This window comes from Endozoicomonas gorgoniicola, assembly GCF_025562715.2.
Lineage (GTDB): Bacteria > Pseudomonadota > Gammaproteobacteria > Pseudomonadales > Endozoicomonadaceae > Endozoicomonas_A > Endozoicomonas_A gorgoniicola.
The window spans coordinates 6,255,176-6,273,215 of sequence record NZ_JAPFCC010000001.1 but is presented as its reverse complement, the minus strand read 5'-3'; the positions used below and the strand labels follow the sequence as shown (position 1 = coordinate 6,273,215).

General features: G+C 50.3%; 19 protein-coding genes and 1 tRNA gene. 11 read left to right on the top strand and 9 right to left on the bottom strand.

Annotated features, from left to right (window positions below; translation table 11 throughout):
- The first annotated feature begins 3 nt into the window (after positions 1–3).
- From NX722_RS28195 to NX722_RS28165, 7 genes are all read left to right on the top strand, one after another.
- Positions 4–1,377 carry a DNA cytosine methyltransferase gene (locus tag NX722_RS28195; RefSeq protein ID WP_262566128.1) on the top strand — a complete coding sequence of 458 codons (1,374 nt, stop codon included), beginning with the start codon at positions 4–6 and terminating at the stop codon, positions 1,375–1,377.
- A 1-nt stretch (position 1,378) separates the two neighbouring features.
- On the top strand, positions 1,379–1,696 hold the full coding sequence (locus NX722_RS28190) for an adenine nucleotide alpha hydrolase family protein (RefSeq protein ID WP_262566127.1): 318 nt from the start codon (positions 1,379–1,381) through the stop codon (positions 1,694–1,696).
- 106 nt (positions 1,697–1,802) lie between these two features.
- On the top strand, positions 1,803–2,612 hold the full coding sequence (locus tag NX722_RS28185) for an adenine nucleotide alpha hydrolase family protein (RefSeq protein WP_262566126.1): 810 nt from the start codon (positions 1,803–1,805) through the stop codon (positions 2,610–2,612).
- A 78-nt stretch (positions 2,613–2,690) separates the two neighbouring features.
- Positions 2,691–3,455 (top strand): phage antirepressor KilAC domain-containing protein, encoded by a 765-nt coding sequence (locus NX722_RS28180; protein WP_262566125.1) that lies wholly within the window; start codon positions 2,691–2,693, stop codon positions 3,453–3,455.
- 57 nt (positions 3,456–3,512) lie between these two features.
- Positions 3,513–3,815, top strand: coding sequence for a Rha family transcriptional regulator (locus NX722_RS28175; RefSeq protein WP_262566124.1), 303 nt, complete (start codon positions 3,513–3,515; stop codon positions 3,813–3,815).
- A 16-nt stretch (positions 3,816–3,831) separates the two neighbouring features.
- Positions 3,832–4,038: a hypothetical protein gene (locus tag NX722_RS28170; RefSeq protein WP_262566123.1), complete on the top strand. Its 207-nt coding sequence runs from the start codon at positions 3,832–3,834 to the stop codon at positions 4,036–4,038.
- A gap of 3 nt (positions 4,039–4,041) precedes the next feature.
- Positions 4,042–5,058 carry a site-specific integrase gene (locus tag NX722_RS28165; protein ID WP_262566122.1) on the top strand — a complete coding sequence of 339 codons (1,017 nt, stop codon included), beginning with the start codon at positions 4,042–4,044 and terminating at the stop codon, positions 5,056–5,058.
- A gap of 145 nt (positions 5,059–5,203) precedes the next feature.
- Here NX722_RS28165 and NX722_RS28160 read toward each other — a convergent pair whose 3' ends face one another.
- From NX722_RS28160 to NX722_RS28140, 5 genes are all read right to left on the bottom strand, one after another.
- Positions 5,204–6,145 (bottom strand): ribose-phosphate pyrophosphokinase, encoded by a 942-nt coding sequence (locus tag NX722_RS28160; RefSeq protein WP_262566121.1) that lies wholly within the window; start codon positions 6,143–6,145, stop codon positions 5,204–5,206.
- Positions 6,146–6,250: 105 nt separating this feature from the next.
- Positions 6,251–6,325 (bottom strand) — tRNA-Gln (locus tag NX722_RS28155).
- A 52-nt stretch (positions 6,326–6,377) separates the two neighbouring features.
- Entirely contained in the window at positions 6,378–7,301 is a 924-nt protein-coding gene (gene ispE / locus NX722_RS28150; RefSeq protein ID WP_262566120.1) for a 4-(cytidine 5'-diphospho)-2-C-methyl-D-erythritol kinase, read from the bottom strand.
- A 59-nt stretch (positions 7,302–7,360) separates the two neighbouring features.
- Positions 7,361–7,969: a lipoprotein insertase outer membrane protein LolB gene (lolB, locus tag NX722_RS28145; RefSeq protein WP_262566119.1), complete on the bottom strand. Its 609-nt coding sequence runs from the start codon at positions 7,967–7,969 to the stop codon at positions 7,361–7,363.
- A 45-nt stretch (positions 7,970–8,014) separates the two neighbouring features.
- Complete coding sequence (locus tag NX722_RS28140) at positions 8,015–9,823, bottom strand: tetratricopeptide repeat protein (RefSeq protein ID WP_262566118.1); 1,809 nt, start codon at positions 9,821–9,823, stop codon at positions 8,015–8,017.
- Positions 9,824–10,040: 217 nt separating this feature from the next.
- Between NX722_RS28140 and hemA the strand changes: the two genes are divergently transcribed.
- Together hemA and NX722_RS28130 are read left to right on the top strand one after the other, a co-directional pair.
- Complete coding sequence (gene hemA, locus NX722_RS28135) at positions 10,041–11,294, top strand: glutamyl-tRNA reductase (RefSeq protein WP_262566117.1); 1,254 nt, start codon at positions 10,041–10,043, stop codon at positions 11,292–11,294.
- Between the two features lie 167 nt (positions 11,295–11,461).
- A complete protein-coding gene (locus NX722_RS28130; protein WP_262566116.1) occupies positions 11,462–13,030 on the top strand; it encodes a hypothetical protein in 1,569 nt (522 codons plus the stop codon).
- 39 nt (positions 13,031–13,069) lie between these two features.
- Here NX722_RS28130 and NX722_RS28125 read toward each other — a convergent pair whose 3' ends face one another.
- From NX722_RS28125 to NX722_RS28115, 4 genes are all read right to left on the bottom strand, one after another.
- Positions 13,070–13,711, bottom strand: a complete 642-nt coding sequence (locus NX722_RS28125; protein WP_262566115.1) for a hypothetical protein — start codon at positions 13,709–13,711, stop codon at positions 13,070–13,072.
- 70 nt (positions 13,712–13,781) lie between these two features.
- Complete coding sequence (locus NX722_RS29060; RefSeq protein WP_407648088.1) at positions 13,782–13,913, bottom strand: PQQ-dependent sugar dehydrogenase; 132 nt, start codon at positions 13,911–13,913, stop codon at positions 13,782–13,784.
- A 27-nt stretch (positions 13,914–13,940) separates the two neighbouring features.
- The gene (locus NX722_RS28120) at positions 13,941–14,339 is read right to left on the bottom strand and encodes a hypothetical protein (protein WP_262566114.1); all 399 of its coding nucleotides are present in this window, start codon (positions 14,337–14,339) and stop codon (positions 13,941–13,943) included.
- Between the two features lie 124 nt (positions 14,340–14,463).
- Positions 14,464–15,588 (bottom strand): RNA-guided endonuclease InsQ/TnpB family protein, encoded by a 1,125-nt coding sequence (locus NX722_RS28115; RefSeq protein WP_262565795.1) that lies wholly within the window; start codon positions 15,586–15,588, stop codon positions 14,464–14,466.
- A 381-nt stretch (positions 15,589–15,969) separates the two neighbouring features.
- Here NX722_RS28115 and prfA point away from each other — a divergent pair, with 381 nt between their 5' ends.
- Both prfA and prmC read left to right on the top strand, forming a co-directional pair.
- Positions 15,970–17,055: a peptide chain release factor 1 gene (gene prfA / locus NX722_RS28110; protein ID WP_262568749.1), complete on the top strand. Its 1,086-nt coding sequence runs from the start codon at positions 15,970–15,972 to the stop codon at positions 17,053–17,055.
- Positions 17,048–17,926, top strand: coding sequence for a peptide chain release factor N(5)-glutamine methyltransferase (gene prmC / locus NX722_RS28105; RefSeq protein ID WP_262566113.1), 879 nt, complete (start codon positions 17,048–17,050; stop codon positions 17,924–17,926). Before prfA ends, prmC begins: the two co-directional genes overlap by 8 nt.
- Positions 17,927–18,040 lie beyond the last annotated feature (114 nt).

Genomic DNA, 18,040 nt, shown 5'->3' with positions numbered 1-18,040 from the left:
GCCATGGAAAAGGAAAACAAAAAATATCGAATCAATCCTCAAATGGGGCTTAATTTCTCGGGGGAGCTGATCGTTGATAATTTCGCTGGTGGCGGTGGGGCAAGTACCGGTATTGAAATGGCTCTGGGCAGACCGGTTGATATAGCCATCAACCACGACCCGGAAGCTATCGCAATGCACACAATTAATCACCCGCACACAAAACATTACTGTGAATCCGTGTGGAAGGTTGACCCAGTAAAAGCCTGCAATGGTCGTCCCGTGGGTTTAGCCTGGTTCTCACCTGACTGCACTCACCACAGCAAAGCCCGTGGCGGCAAACCAAAAAGCAAGAAGATTCGGGGGTTAGCCTGGGTAGCGGTTCGCTGGGCCAAACGAGTTAAACCCAGAGTCATTATCCTGGAAAACGTGGAAGAGTTTCAGGACTGGGGACCACTGCTTGAAAACAACCAACCCTGCCCGATCCGCAAGGGCGAAACGTTCAAAGAGTTCGTGCAGAAGCTAAACAGTCTCGGCTACAAAGTTGAGTGGAAAGAACTGAGAGCCTGTGACTACGGCGCTCCGACTATCAGAAAAAGACTGTTCCTGATTGCTCGCTGCGATGGTCAGCCTATTGTCTGGCCTGTTGCGACTCATGGCCCGGGTACTCACCAGCCATACAGGTCAGCGGCTGAATGTATCGACTGGAGTATTCCCAGTCAAAGTATCTTTGAAAGAGCCAGGCCACTGGCAGATAACACTCTGCGCAGAATCGCCAAGGGTATACAGAAGTTTGTCGTTAATGATCCAAAGCCGTTCATTGTTCCTATTGCGCATTATAACGGTCGTGACCTGGTACATGATATTGAACAACCGATCAGAACAATCACAGCTTCACCAAAGGGCGGAGCCTTCTCTCTGGTGACGGCCTTCATCGCCAAACACTACACAGGCGTGACCGGCTCATCAATAAAAGAGTCTCTGCACACCATAACCACTGCTGATCATAACGCACTGGTGACAGCCCAACTGGAAAAGAGAAACAACCACTCTGAGAAAGTTCACGCTTTTCTGGTGAAGTACTACGGATCAGGCGATAACGCTGTCTCACTGCGAGAGCCTATCCACACCATTACAACCAGAGAACGTTTCGGTCTGGTGACTGTGAAAGGTGAGCTGTACCAGATTGTTGATATCGCTATGCGGATGCTTTCTCCCCGGGAACTCTATAACGCTAATGGTTTTACGGTGGATTACATCATTGATCGTGATGCCAGTGGCAAAAGGCTCTCAAAAAAGAGTCAGGTAGCTCGATGCGGAAATGCCGTACCGCCACAGTTTTCAGAGGCTCTGGTAAAAGCCAATGTTCTTGCTATTGAAACATCCGAGGTGGCCTGAAATGGAAACACACAATCAACAGGCTTCAATTTTCGACGGATTTTCAAAGCGCCTGCAAATGACCGAATCCATCGAAATGACCATTCAAAGCATGAACGCTTATGGCCCGGATCATGACCACTGGGTTACAACCTGGTCCGGCGGAAAAGACTCAACGGCGCTAGTAACGCTTCTGGTCTATCTGATGGAAACCGGAAAAATCCCAACTCCAAAACGATTTACCGTCCTGCTTGCCGATACACGCATGGAACTACCCCCTCTGGCCATTGCCGCCAATCAAATCAGTGAAGAGCTGGAAGAAAGAAATATAGAGTTTTAGCGAGTAATGGCAGACCTTGATAACCGCTTCATGGTTTATATGCTGGGTCGCGGAGTTCCTCCACCGAATAACGGAACCCTACGCTGGTGTACTCCCAGAATAAAAAATGAAGCCAATGGAAGAAGCCCTTAACCATCTGGCAAATGAGAGTGGGAAAATCCTGACCATTACAGGTGTTCGTCAGGGAGAGTCAGCCATCAGGGACAGCCGCATCATCATGAGCTGCGGCAAGGATGGGGCTGAATGTGGTCAGGGCTGGTTTCAGGAAGCGCTACCTAATGCAAAAGGGCTTAGAAACCGAATTAGCACACTGGCTCCCCTGCTGCACTGGCGAGTCTGTCACATCTGGGAATGGCTGAAGCACTGGGCTCCTTCCTATGAGTTCGGTGACTGGTCAACCGCTGCAATCGCTGATGCCTACGGAGGTGATGAAGCTGAAGAAGTAAATGCCAGAACAGGCTGCATTGGTTGCCCTTTAGCGCAGGAAGACAAGGCGCTGGCAACCGTCATTCAGCAACCGCACTGGGCATACCTCAAACCTTTAACCGGACTAAAGCCATTATACGAACAACTCAGGCTGCCCGGTAACCGGCTTCGCCAGCCTGCCGGTAAAACCAACAAAGACGGCTCCCTTGCAGCAGGCCAGCAAAGAATGGGGCCATTAACCATGGATGCCCGCTTATGGGCTCTTGATGAAGTCTGTCGCATTCAGGATCAGGTTAATGATCAGGCTATGCGAACCGGCAGACCGGTTATTGATCTGCTGAACGATGAAGAGAAGCGGAGGATTCTCCAACTCATTAACGCGGACACCTGGCCCCAGGACTGGAGCGGCACCGAACCACTGGCCAGTGAACCGCATCACAAGATGTTTGATGACGGTGCAACTTTGGAAGACTTGTTTGTGGGGCATTGATGCTATGGAAAACGATCTGGAAGACCTGACCGCAACCGCCCAACTCTACAGCCAAAATAACTAAAAGGGAGAGAAACCATGTCTAATCTAACCACCTTTAACAACCCACTGTTCGGAAGCCTGCGCACCGTAACCGGGGAAGATGGTGAAATTTGGTTTGTTGCAAAAGATGTCACTGACTCGCTCGGATTCAGGGATGCCTACAACGGAACCAAGCACTTAGACAGTGACGAAAAGGGTACTACTACTATGAGTACCCTTGGTGGAGATCAAAAAGTAAGCATTATCAATGAATCTGGACTCTATTCTTGCGTATTGAAGTCACGCAAGCCGGAGGCTGCAAAATTCAAGAAATGGATTACTTCAGAAGTCCTGCCCTCCATTCGCAAAACCGGAAGCTACGGCATCAGTGAAATCGACTGGAGCGATACCCGTCAACTGGCAGGCATTATCCATCAGTCCGTTACAAGGGTCGTAAAACTACAGGAGGTCATCGAACACCAGACCGCCCAGATTGAGCAACAATCCAGCAAGATAGAAAAGGATCAGCCCAAGGTTCACTTCTACGAGCAATACGCCAACCGTGAAGGGCTTTTCACCCTGCAAAACGCCGGTCGCCTGCTGACAGGCAAGCCCAACAAGTTCATTCAGGGCTTGAAAGGTGAATACCTCTTCTATCAGGGAACCGCCCTGGTGGCCAAGGTTCGCTATACCGAGCAGAACATTTTTGAAGTAAAGGCCACCATTGTTGACGACAAGGCAAGAATGCAGACCTACGTGACACCAAAGGGTATTCAGTACTTTGCTAAAAAGCTGGGTGTTGAGCTGGAAGAAGCCTGTTAAGAAATTGGATGTTCTGGCTTGTCAGGGTGTACAGCCAGTTGATTATTGAGGTGAGTGATGAACGATCTGGTATTTATCAAAGGCAATAAGCTCAGGACAAATTCACTGCTGCTTGCAAAGCATTTCGGCATTGAACATGCCAGCGTAGTGCAGAGTATTGAAAAAGGGGCTGAAGATGGCCGGATTCAGGGAAACGACATTGAGTTGACCTGTCTTTTTGATCAGGGCAAAAGGCAAACTGCCATCGAGCTTTCAGAGCGAGCCTTGATTCTAGTCGCCGCACAGCTTGCAATACATAGACCCCAGCGTATTTATCTGTCCGTTATTGATCAAATCATGAAAGCCCGGACACGCCTTTAAGAGAGTAGGTGATGCTATGGAAAGTAATAAAAACAACCAGCAGCTTATTAAAGAAGCACAGCTTAAAGACTGGACTGGTTTCAAGCAGCAAAAGCCACTGATCGACTTCCTTATCGAAAATAATATCCCTTTCGCCAGAGGTAAGGGCGGCGAAATAATTACCACTATCAACCAGATAGACACTACCCTGAGTGGCAAAAAGAAAGAAGAATGGGATTGGTAATAAATGGGCAGAAAAAGAAGTAGCAGTCTCCCACCCGATGTATTCAAGCAAGGTAAGAGGTACGTTCACTGGCCTTATCTTGGCTGCATAAACGGCAAGCCTTCAAGAGGTGAGCAGACTGTACTCTGTAGTGATAAAGAGCCTTTGCACAGGGTCTGGTTCGAATACAAAAAATTCATTGAAGGTAATGAAAGAACTATCGAATGGATGCTTAAGGCTTATCTTGATTCACCTGAATTCAAAGAACTTGCCGTCAAGACTCAGGAAATGAGGCTGATCTACTTCCATAAAATTTGCACCAAAAAAGGCAAAAAAGGGAACGCCTTTGGAAAGTGTCCTTTGGAAAGAGTCTCGCCACCCCTGATTAAGAAATACCTGCTGACCGTTGACGGAAATGCCACCAGAAACAAACACAAGGGGTTTATGGCCGCTGCATGGAAGTGGGCTGTCGGAGAATTTGAAAACATTCCACCCAACCCATTTGACCAATTAAAAATCAGCTTCAAGGAAGATTCACGTCAGGATGTTTATGTCACTGATGACACATACGAAAAAGTATTTGCTCATATACGGCCTGCCTACCAGGCTGCTATGGAACTGGCGTACCTTTGCCGCGCCAGAGAAGCTGAAGTGTTAGAGCTGAAAGATGACGACCTGCTTGAAGAAGGCATATTACTCCGCAGAGATAAAGGTTCAATAACCGAGCTGACCAAATGGTCTCCCCGGTTGAGGGAAGCTATAGAGTTAGCCAAAAGCGCCTGCCGGGCAACAGGATCAACACGCTTAATCCATGATCCAGACGGAGCCTCGATAGCTCCACAGACGTTTTCAAACCGGTTCAGAAAGACTATGACCCGACTGGTCAATAAAGGCGTAATCACGCCAGAAGAAAAATTCACGTTCCACGATCTAAAGGCAAAAGGCGTTAGCGACCATACCGAAAATTACTCCGGACACAAGACGCTTAGCTCCAAGAAAGTGTACCTTCGTACAGCCGTAAAAATAGACAGTACCCGTTAACCGGGTTCTACGACGCAAGTCTGACAAATGGCATTTTTTGTAATTTTTTTTGTAATTTTTTTGCCTCAAAAACAAAAAAAAGACCCAAATCAAACGACGTGGGTCTTTTTGTACGGATTGCCTAAATCAGCGCAAGCCCTTGATATTACTGGAACATGGCACTGATGGATTCTGCATTGCTGATTCTGCGCACAGACTCAGCCAGCAGCGGGGACATATCCAGCTGGCGGATACGACCCAGAGCCTGAGCAGCCGGGCTCAGAGGGATAGTGTTGGTCACTACCAGCTCATCCAGCTGGGAGTTGGCAACATTTTCCAGCGCACGACCGGACAGAACCGGATGCGTGCAGTAAGCGATAACCTGGGTGGCACCCTTTTCTTTCAGGGCAGCCGCAGCGGCACACAGAGTACCGGCCGTATCGACCATATCGTCAACCAGTACGCAGGTACGGCCGGATACGTCACCAATGATGTTCATCACTTCAGATTTGTTGGCTTCCGGACGACGCTTGTCGATAATCGCCAGTTCAGTGTTCAGACGCTTGGCAACAGCACGGGCGCGAACGACACCACCGTGGTCAGGAGAAACGACCATCAGGTTTTCGTAACCCTGACGCTCCATATCGTCCAGCAGAATCGGAGAGCCGTAGATGTTGTCTACAGGGATGTCGAAGAAACCCTGAATCTGGTCAGCGTGCAGGTCAACAGTCAGTACACGGTCGACACCCACGCTGGCAATCATGTCAGCAACGACCTTGGCACTGATTGGCACACGACTGGAGCGAGGACGACGATCCTGACGCGCATAACCGAAGTAAGGCAGTACTGCCGTGATACGAACTGCGGAAGAGCGGCGCATGGCATCAGCCATTACCAGCAGTTCCATCAAATTATCGTTGGTAGGAGCGCAGGTGGACTGAATAATAAATACGTCCCTGCCTCGCACGTTTTCCTGGATCTCAACAGCAATCTCGCCATCGCTGAAGCGACCGACATAAGCCTTTCCTAAAGGAATGTGCAGGTGATTAACAACCTTGTGAACCAGCTCAGGGTTTGAGTTGCCGGCAAACACCATCATTTTCGACACGGGTAAGTACCTTGCTCTCGACGTGGGTGTAGGAGGATGATTTTCTGTGTGCGATGTTCGCAGCAGTAAGGACTGCTACTAGCAGGAAGAGAAGATTCAGCAAAATGGCTGGGGTAGCAGGATTCGAACCTGCGCATGACGGGATCAAAACCCGTTGCCTTACCGCTTGGCGATACCCCAGTAGCTTTGGAGGCTATAAATTCGTTTGCAGTGAACGCTGCAGCTGTGGAAATCATGTCGTACATGCTTCGAGCTGATGCACTGTCTGCCGCCTGTGCAGAGTGCTGTGTAGCGGAGATGTATTCACGCCACGGGCAATAAAAGCCTCTATATCAGAGCCCGAATCAGAGCTTATTGTCACCTTAGCCGATTCCGCTTGTTCGCGACTGGCAAATGGCGCAAACACACATGCACCCGATCCGCTCATCATAGCTCGCCCTATGCTCGAATTTGGGACATTATCCAACAGCCGTATGCAAGATTCAACTTCAGGATAAAGTCTCCGAACCAACGGTTCAAAATCATTATGTAGCCGATTTTGACACCTCTGTTCTTCGTACGTTTCCAACGCGGCGCACACTTTAATCGCCGGTGTATCTCTTGTCAAATCCCTGTGGACATACATTTTTACGGTATTTACATGACAATCAGGCACCAGAACCAGATACCAGTATTCCGGTGGGTGAGCAGGCGTAAGAACCTCTCCCACCCCTTCGGCAAACGCCGCAAAACCGCGTACAAATACCGGCACGTCAGCCCCCAGCTGCAACCCCAGTTCAGCCAGACGCCCCTCTGACAGCTGCAAATCCCAGAGAAGATTCAACCCAAGCAATGCTGTGGCTGCATCCGAACTACCGCCACCGACTCCCCCGCCCATCGGCAGCCGTTTGTCCAGACGGATAAGGGCTCCCTGCTGCGTACCTGTTTCCTGCTGTAACAGACGGGCAGCTTTAAGAATCAGGTTGTCGTCGTTGACCAGCTCAGGAAGGTTACATTCCAGCTCCAGTGAGTCCTGCAGGGTAAAACCCAGCTCATCGCCATAATCAAGAAACTGAAACAGCGTTTGCAGGGCATGATAACCATCCGGCCGACGTCCGGTGATATGAAGAAACAGATTCAGCTTGGCAGGCGCTGGCAACACCAGTTCAGACTTCATGAATTGCAACCATCGTGTTTAAAGTTAGTGTTTAAACTTACCGTTAAAAGAATGTGAGATTATTTAACCTGCCAGCGTCTGGCAACCAGTGTCATTCGAATATCGCCTTTTTCGACCCTGATCCGCCCCGGCAGGGACACTGGAGGCTGGTTCTGGTATTCCAGATAGTCAATCGTCCAGCCAGCCTGTTTCAGGTGTGACAACTGTCCCTCATTGTCCAGCTGCATGGACGTTTCCTGAATATCCGGCACCGGCACACCCTGAATCCAGAATCGCAGGTAGCTGACCGGCAACTGCCAGCCAGTCAGGTCGTACAGCAGGGCTTCTGGTGTACGACCCTGATAACGTTTGCCGTCGGCTTCAACCACGATACCATGGTCGTTACTTTCGATCTTCGCCAGCGACTGCCCCAGCGGACCATCCAGATACACGGTAAAATCCTGCCGGTTCTGCAACCATTCCACCGACATGGAGCCAGACTGGTCGGGTACCCGCAGGCCCAGTTTGCCCATCAGCTGCCAATGATTCATCTGTTGCAGTGCCTTATGGCGGGTTTCCCATAATGTCTGCCGAAGCTCTAATGGCAATTCAGGCTCTTTGGGCGTGGTAGCACAGCCACTGACCAGAATAATCAGCAGCAGTGCAGGCAGAGAAAATAAATTACGCATGACGGATTGTGATACACCTTTAAACGACAACTAATTATCAGCCAGTCAGGGCCTGGAAGCCACCGGGGCAGAAGCAGCTTTACTGTTCCCTTTCGGTTCGGCCTGCTTCTCCAGCCGCTCCCTGGTACTCCTGAGAATTTCACTTTCAGGTTTTTTCTCCAGAGCCTCTTTCCACAGAGCTATGGCTTCATCCCTGCGTCCCATCATCCAGAGTACTTCCCCCAGGTGCGCAGCCACCTCATGGTCGGGAAACTTCTCATAAGCCTGCTTCAGGTACTTCAGCGCCGCTTCAAGGTTGCCCAGCCGGTAATTAACCCAGCCCATACTGTCCATGATCGCCGGATCATCGCTATCAATAGAGTAAGCTTTCTCAATCAGTGCCCTTGCTTCTTCATACCGGTCCGTGCGATCAGCAAGGGTGTAACCCAGGGCATTTAAAGCAGCAGCGTTGTCGGGCTGCAGTTTGATAATGGTACGAAGGTCTTTTTCCAACCCCTCCAGCTTGCCCAGCCTTTCCTGCAACATAGCACGGGCATAGAGCAGGTTGACGTTTTCCGGGTGACGAAGCACTGCGGCATCAAACAGACCCAGCGCCTCGTTGTATTCCCCTGCACCCGTTAGTATCTCCGTTTCGAGCATATACAGCTGAACAGCGTGTATCGGGTAACGATTACGCGCTTCACCCAGATATTTTCTGGCATCCTTCAGCCGCCCCTGTGACAACATAAGCTGCACCAGCGACACCTGCGCTCGCATAAACTCTTTTCCGGGCGGCACATTCAGAAAGTACGTTTCTGCCTCTTTTAAATTCCCTTTCTTTTCACTGATTCGACCCAGATAGTAATAGGCAGTTCCTTTGCGCTGCCCCAGTTTCAACAACCGTTTAAAGTAGGTCTCGGCACGGTCCGGCATATCATTTTCAAGGGCGATCAAAGCCAGGGATATCAGGATTTCAACATCGTGGGGCGACTGTTTCAGCAGTTCTTCAAACTGAATACGGGCTTGATCCAGCTTGTTCAGATGAACCAGCACCCGGGCATAAAGCAACCGCAGCCGGGGACGATCCGGATGAAGCTCAACAGCATCCGCCAGCATCTGTTCGGCTTCCTCGCCGCGTCCCAGCTGGTTGAGAATGCGCCCTTTCAGTATCAGCGCCTTAACATACTCCGGGTCACGTTTGAGCAACTGATCACACAACAGCATGGCTTCATCGTTACGACCAGCCTGTTGCAGCAAAATAGCTTTACCAAGCATCAGAGAGCGGTGATACGGATACTCTTTCAGAATGGTATCAAATGTCTTCAGCAAGCTGTCACGGTCTTCGTCAGACAGTTCTGCTGCGCTTGAGGCGAGAAAGTCAAAATTGGCTTCACCATGCAGATCCAGGATTTTGCGCATCTGGTCAACCGCACGATCAAGCTGCCCGTCCCTGACCAGCTCTATGGCACTGGCCTGTAAAGCGTGGGCATCATCTGGCGCCAACTCTGCCCACAACAGGGCAGCATCCAGAGAGGCTTGCCTGGCGCCAATAAACATACTGATCTGATAGGCTCGTTCAGCCACTCCAACATCCCGGGTTTTGTGAGCCTGTTTAAGGTAATTACCCAGTGCAAGATCGTAGCGCTTGCGCTGCCCCCCAAGCTCAGCGACCAGCAGGTCATAAACCGTTTCAGGTTCAAATGAGCGAACCGGTTCTTTTTCAACTTTAATGGTAACGCTGTCAGTCAAAGGCTCCTGAGAATCCTGCCCGGACTGAATTCCCTGCGTGGTAACACACCCCCCCAAAGCACTCAGACCCAGAGAGAACACCGACACTCTGGCCAGCAGTAAGGAGAAACTTTTGAGTTCCTTCATGAATGGTATGCCTTTACCCGTTTGGAATGAATGTCCACCTGCTCATCATGGCATACCCCGAAGTGCATAGACACAGGGTTTGCAGTCGCAGGCGTTCCATAGGAGAATTGATCGGCCGATAGACCACAGGTTACACGTTGGCGTGTCATAATTCGTCCCGGCAGCGATGAATAATAGCAGTATCAATAAAAGCAGCGTGTCGAGAATCAGGAGTCCAATGGGGTACCTAACAGCCGGAATCAATCATAAAACCGCCCCCGTTTCACTCAGGGAGCAGGTTGCCTTCGCTCCTGAGCAGCTGCCTGAGGCACTGCACGATGCCTGTCGCTTCCTGAATACCCGGGAAGTGGCGATCCTTTCTACCTGCAATCGCACTGAGCTTTATCTGGGTAATCAGGTCAGCCAGCAAAAGGCGCTGGATTGGCTGACCCGGTACCATAACCTTGACCACCAGCTTCTGCATGATCACAGCTATATCTACAAAAATGAGTACGCCGTGCGCCATATTATGCGCGTTGCCTGTGGACTGGATTCCATGGTTCTGGGGGAACCGCAGATTCTGGGGCAACTGAAAAACGCTTTCGCCACCGCTCAGGAAGCCGGCACTGCCGGCTCCTGCTTGTCACGCCTGTTTCAGTTCAGCTTCACCAAAGCCAAGCAGGTTCGAACCGAGACAGCCATTGGCCGTCATCCCGTTTCTGTCGCCTATGCGGCCACCACACTAGCCAGGCAGATTTTCTCGGACCTGAGCCAGAACACCGCCCTGCTGATTGGTGCCGGTGAAACCATTGAACTGGTTGCCAAACACCTCCATCAACAAGGACTTCGTGACATCATTGTGGTCAACCGAACCATGAGTCGCGCCCGCATGCTGTCAGACCAGTTTGATGGCCGCAGCGCCCTGTTGTCTGATATTCCCCATATACTGCCGGAAGCAGACATTATCATTGCTTCAACCGCCAGCCCGGTACCAGTCCTTGGCAAAGGCGTTGTTGAAAGAGCCCTGAAGCAGCGCAAGCACCGCCCCATGTTTATGGTGGACATTGCAGTACCGAGAGACATTGAGGAGGAGGTAGGCGAACTGGCCGACGTATACCTTTACACGGTGGACGACCTGCAGGGGGTTATAGAAGACAATATACAGCAGCGTCAGGATGCTGCACATGAAGCAGAACATATTGTTGAAGCCGGAACAGAGGAATTTATGGCGCAGCTGCGTTCGCTGGATGCCGTCTCAATACTGCGCGCCTACCGCCTGCAGACCGAAAACATCAGGGATGTGGAACTGGAAAGAGCCATTGCAGCCTTGAGTAACGGCACACCACCGGAGCAGGTGCTGAACCAGTTTGCCAGAACACTGACCAATAAACTGATGCATACTCCCAGTGTGCAGTTAAAAAAAGTGGCGTCCGAAGGCCTTCAGGACCGACTGGAATGGGCTGAAGATTTGCTGGGCATTGAGCAAAGATAAGCTCAGACCTTTCGCTCGACTTCCGGGTTTTCAGCCAGCTTCGCCTTTACACAGGCGACAAAGTCTGCCTAATATGCTTTTGCATAAGGGTAAAAGTCATGTCTGATACCTGAACACATAACGAACCCCAACCTCTACACAAAAATAACAACAAGGTTGTAGACGCAATGACATTTTCAGATAAATACAAAGGTCGGTATGCCAGCTTTTTAATCGGCCTGGCATGGACTGTCGAAATTATTGCCGTTCTTATCGGGCTGACCATCGCCATCGTGGTGTCCATTTCCGCCAACGAGTCCTACAGCAATCAGGAAACTGCCAGCCTGCTGGGCAGTAACGCATCCATACTGGTGGCAGGTCTGCCATTTCTTCTGGTGGCAGTGGTTGAACTTTGTAAAATACCACTGACGTTTGCCTTTATGGCGGTTAAGAACGTATTCTGGCGCGGACTATTCTTATTCTTTGTCGTCTTTCTGTGTCTCATCACTTTTGAAACCATGCTCAACGGTTTTGAGCGCAACTTTTCGAACCTTAACTACGCCATTGATACCCGCAAGAACAACATTGAAAACATAGATGCTGAAATCGAATTACTGAATCGCCGCATGGAACGTGTACAGGTGTTTACAGCAGACGACCTGGTTCAGGAAACGGACGCTATGCAGCTTGATATCGATGAGCAATACCGTACCAGTGTAAACCGCATCGATTCTGAAACAGAAACATTGATCAGTGGCATCGATTATGGTTATCAGGAAACCCTGGACGCCGAAGTCCTGACCCTGATGGAACGTCGCGATGGCTACTACGACAACTGGAATACCGAACGACAGCAGATCGAAGATCGCTTTTCTGAACTACTGCTGGGTAATCTTTCAGACAGCCGAAATGAACGCCAACGCCTGCTACAGGAACTGGAAGCACTGAAGCAGGAGATGAATCAGGCACTGGCTGGCGCCAACTTTTTCACCCGCACTGCGATTGATAATAAATACCGGGGCCTGATTGCTGCCAAAAACCAGCAGATTGACCAGATCACTACCGGCTACCTGGGGGGAGACGCCCTGACCAAGCAGGCCACCATGGAAGAACAGCTTAAGCAGCAGCTGGCTTTTGCCAACAGTAAGTACGAAGGGCGCATCGACGAAATCAACCAGCAAATTGATGACAGAAAGCAGGCCATTATCGATCAGGACGATGCTAACGCCCGACTGCAAAGCGATGTACTGGTCAATGCTGACCAAAGTCGCGCAAACTTCCTGTCAATCAAGCTGAACCAGGAAGGTGAACTGACTGAATACAGCGAAGGAAAGCAGGCAGAACTGGATGCCATTACTGTCCAGGTCAACGAGATAGAAGACAAGGTTTTTCTACTGCAAAACGACCAGCGTAATGTTCAGGCTGAAATCAACCACATGATGAACCAGAACCAGATTTACCGACTGGCTATGTACGCTTTTGGCAAGGAGTCCCCCACCGATGTTGACCGGAAAATGGTGGGAATTGTTGCCCTGGTCTGGTTTGGCTCTCTGGCACTGATCGCCTCCGTAACCGGCGTTATGCTTTGTCTGGCAGGCTTCTACCTGAGGCGAGAACTGATGATGGCGACTGAAACAGCCAAAGAAACGACAGCCGCTAATCAGCTTGCCATAAAAACAGTAGAAGTGGCAGAAGATACCTCTCAGGAAAAGCAGCCTGAAGAGCGAAAAACCAGAGATGCGGTTGAATTCAGCTGATCCAGTAAAGACAGAAGGAAGCCCTGTCTCTGATAGCCATTACCATTCATCCCTACTAAAGAGTTTGACGATAGCCTCTATGGAGTCCGAGGCGTTTGTCTTTTCATAGTTCGGGTTGACCGCCAGCTTGAGTGCCGTCGGTGGCGATCCGCTCCAGCCACCATCCATCGGGGTGTAGTTGTCACTGGGCCAGACGACACCGACAATAAAATTATTAAAAATCGGATGGGTAAAATTCACATCACATACTTTGTCGAGCAGGTGATTGTGAAAACCGTAGAGCACGGACTGTGGAGCGTTAGGAGTGGCAAAGCCACTGAAGGAGTTTGCATTAATCAGGTACACATAGCCAGTACTGTCATAAAAAAACCAGCCAGCCACGTGAGAGCAAATGGTAGTCGAGACACCGGCAGCCGACTGATTAAAGCTACTCGAACCGGAGGAGGCGCGAACCAGACTATCCACCCGCGCTGCTCCGCCCACCCTGGGCGTGAACGTCAAACCCTCTTCAAAAATGACCTCGGGGGGCTGTCTGCTGGCAGAAAAAACATAGCCCGAAAAATATTTTTTCGCACCGAGACTCATCGAACTTTCCCCTGCGTCTCTAAGGCTGGCGCCCTTGAGCAGGGTAGTATCATGGATTTTATTACTGTCGGTTAAAGTGACATAATCCTCATACACGTTACACCTACCTCTTCCCAAAAAGCCATCTGAAGATGGGTGTTAAGAATAGCTCTTTATTGCCTGACTTTTACTGCTTTCTGGTCACTTTAAGCAGGTTGCCCTGGTCAGTCAGCAGATAAATCGCCCCCTCTGTGTCCACTTCAATATGGCGTAAACGCTGCTCCAGATCGGTTAACAGCGACTCCTGCCCTGTCTTTATCTGTCGTAACTGGCCACTTATCCATGATCATGCACCTCCCTCCTCCGGTTTCTTTATCGCAACAAACACCAGGCCACCCAGGGCTCCGGCAAGACACTGACAGACCAGCCCTGCGGTACTTCTGGCCCCGGCGATCAAACTGATCTCCATCAGTGGATACATGGCTGCAAAAATCGTGAGCATGGTGACAAAACCGGCCAGGGGGAAAATCCACAGACCTGTCTGCAGCTTTCTTCTGACCCAACCAGCAAATCCGAAGGCTGGCAGCAAACCAATGGCAATAACAGTGCCATACCCCGGCAACAAACCCATCAGGTCGTCAATGGTGGTGTAAACACGTGAAGTAACAGAAATTGAGATGCCGATCTGTTCAAGGTCAGCGATTACAAACTGGCTATGGGCAATACTGCCTGTGACAAAGGTCACTAACACTGCCGGTAGCCATGCTGATAGGTATCCCTTCTTGACATCCTCCCCGCCCTGAAGGACGGGGATTCCTGTTCGTCACCAAACAGGCTTCCTGCTTCGACACGCCTTCTCTAGATTGCAGCTAGGCTGCAACCCCCGTTCCAGTCGCTCCACAGGCCAACCCCGCCAGCCCGGCGGTTTTGATATTGATTGCCGCATTAATATCCCTGTCGTGAAGGGTATTGCACTTCGGGCATTTCCATTCACGGATAGACAACGGCAAACTTTCATGGATGAATCCGCAACTGGAGCAACGCCTGGAGCTGGGAAAGAATCGGTCTATCTGAACAACAATCCTTTCTGCCCACTCGGCTTTGTACTGCAACTGCCGTACAAATTCACCCCAGTTTGCATCAGCTATATGCTTTGCCAGTTTTGGATTTTTGATCATGCCTTTCACATTCAGGGACTCTACACAAACAACTTGGTTCTCGTTAATTAGTTTGCGGGATGCTTTATGAGTAGCATCCATCCGGCAATCAGCTATTTTCGCATGAAGGCGGGCAACCTTGAGCTTTGCTTTAGCTCGGTTGTTACTGCTTTTCTGCTTTTTCACCAGCTTACGCTGAAGGTAGGCGAGCTTTTGCTCGTAGCGCTTGGTGTGTCTTGGATTACCGGATTTTTGGCCGTCTGAAGTGACGAACAGATCATTTAAGCCTAAATCAATGCCCACTGTCTTGTTAGAAATAGGCATTGGTTTAGCTTCAAACTCGCACAGCATGGATACAAAGTAGCGTCCAGCTCTGTCTTTGCTGATGGTTATGCTGGTAGGCTCTGACGATAGCTCTCTGCTCCAGCGGATATTCAAAGGCTCTTTGCTTTTAGCTATGAATAGCTGACCTTCTTTGTACTTGAAAGCAGAAGCGGCAAAAGTAGCACTCTGCTTTGCGTGTCTCTTTTTGAAAGTGGGGTATTTCGCCCGACCTTCCCAGAAGTTTTTGAAGGCGGTTTGCTGGTGTCGTAGTGCTTGCTGAACAGGTACAGAAGAAACATCTTTCAACCACTGGTACTCAGGGTTCTTTTTCAGCTCTGTAAGCTGCTTCGAGGCGGCATTGTAATTAATACTACAACCATTGTTGTAGTACTCATCAGTACGCCAGCGAAGGATATGGTTGTAAACGAACCGAATACAGCCAAACGTCTGAGCAAGCAAGGTTTCCTGCTCAGGCGTTGGGTAAAATCTGTATTTGAAAGCTCGTTTATTCATGCTTACAAGTTTATATCAAAAAATGTAAAATCTTCAAGTATCTTCTATAAGCAGTCTTCCAGACTGCTCGCTATCCATCCCCGCACTAAAAGTACGGGGTTTTCCGCTAGTTTCGATAAGCTTTTTCTTAATTATTATTTCAATGCTTTTTTCGCTAAGTCACGGCTATTAGACTGCGGGAAACAACAAATGTCCAACCTGAAAATAGTCTGACTGACCGATGTCAACTGAACATTTCCCCGAAATCGTCAAAATCTCCGTCCCCGTCCGATTCCTGATACACTACGCCCACCCTGTTATTCCCCCGGCACCCAACAAAATATCCGGTGCTGAAGTGACTGAGAACACACTTTGATAATGAAAGACTCTACCTTTGTCAGCCTGAGCAGCAACCTGACAACCAAACTCGACAACCTGCTGGATCGTTATGAAGAAATTGCTGCACTGCTGAGCGATCCGGAAGTGATTGGCAATCAGGATCAGTTCCGCAAACTGTCCAAAGAATACGCTGAGCTGGAACCCGTGGTTCAGGCTTATCAGGAATACCGCCAGGTCATTGAAAACATGGAAGAAGCCCGGGCCATGATCACCGAGGATGACCCTGAAATGGCAGAAATGGCAGAAGAAGAGCTACAGGAAGGCAGGGAACAGCTGCCCGGTCTGGAACAGAACCTTCAGCTGCTGCTGCTGCCAAAAGACCCCCGTGACGCTTTCAACACCTTTCTGGAAATCCGTGCCGGTACAGGTGGTGACGAAGCCGCTATTTTTGCGGGTGACCTGTTCCGCATGTACTCCCGCTATGCCGAGAAGCAGGGCTGGAAAATTGAAATCATCAGTGCCAACGATGGCGAACACGGTGGCTACCGTGAAATCATCACCCGCATTGTCGGCAATGCGGTTTATGGGCGACTGAAATTTGAATCCGGCGCTCACCGTGTTCAGCGTGTGCCGGAAACCGAGTCTCAGGGGCGTATCCACACCTCTGCCTGCACCGTAGCGATTATGCCTGAGCCGGACGAACAGGAAGCCATTGAGATCAGGAAGGAAGACCTGCGGGTAGACACCTTCCGCTCCTCCGGTGCCGGTGGTCAGCACGTCAACACCACCGATTCTGCCATCCGCCTGACCCACCTGCCAACCGGCATTGTGGTGGAATGTCAGGACGAGCGTTCCCAGCACAAGAACCGCGCCAAGGCGATGTCACTGCTGTCGGCCAAACTGCAAACAGCACAGGATGAGGCCGCCGCCAAAGAGATCAGCGATGCCCGTAAGAGCCTGGTGGGCAGCGGTGACCGTTCCGAGCGAATCCGTACCTATAACTACCCCCAGGGACGCGTTACCGATCATCGCATCAACCTGACGCTGTACAAACTGTCTGAAATCATCGAAGGCGACCTCGACCCGGTGGTTGAACCTCTGTTACAGGAACATCAGGCAGAATTGCTGACAGGTCTGTCCAATGACTAGCTTTCAAAATAGCTGCCGAAATAGCTGCCTAAATAGCTACCGGGTTGATCGACTACTGAGCTGGGCAACAGACCTTCTGACAGACAGTGAAACAGCCCGTCTGGACGCAGAAGTCCTGCTGTGCCACATCCTTCAGAAAGACCGCAGTTTTCTGTTTACCTGGCCAGAGCATGAACTGAACGAGCAACAGCTGTCTGATTTCAGATTGCTGGTTGCACAACGTCAAAAAGGAACCCCCGTCGCCTACCTGACCGGGGAGCGGGATTTCTGGACGCTGAAACTGGCGGTTTCACCGGCCACGCTAATTCCCCGTCCTGATACCGAACTGCTGGTTGAACAGGCACTGACAAAAGAACTGCCGGAAAATGCCACGGTGGCAGACCTGGGGACAGGCACCGGCGCCATTGCACTGGCACTGGCCAGTGAGCGACGACAGTGGACAGTGGTCGGAGTTGATAAGTTTCGGGACGCTGTCAAGCTGGCTAAACAGAATGCCCGGAGCAATCGCATTAATAATGTGACTTTTTATCAGGGCAGCTGGTGTGAAGCGCTTCCAGACGACAATTACCACATGATTGTCAGCAATCCGCCTTATATCTGCTGTGATGACGAACATCTGAGTCAGGGCGATGTTCGCTTTGAACCCGAAACAGCCCTGGCATCGGGCACTGATGGTTTAAACGACATTCGCATTATCATTCAGCAGGCTGTTTCCAGACTGCACAATGGCGGCTGGCTCTTGCTGGAACATGGCTATCACCAAGCTGAAGCCATACAGCAGTTGATGCGACAGGCTGGATTCAGCAGGATTTCAACCATTCTGGATCTGTCAGGACACGACCGGGTAACTCAGGGGCAACTCTCTTTGTAACAAGCTTTGTGACAAGCTTTCTGACGACTCTTTTCTGACAATTTTGAACGCCTGATGGGAATTATCAAGCAACTCTGCTAAGTGTTTTTACTAACAAACTGCTTCCGATCAGGC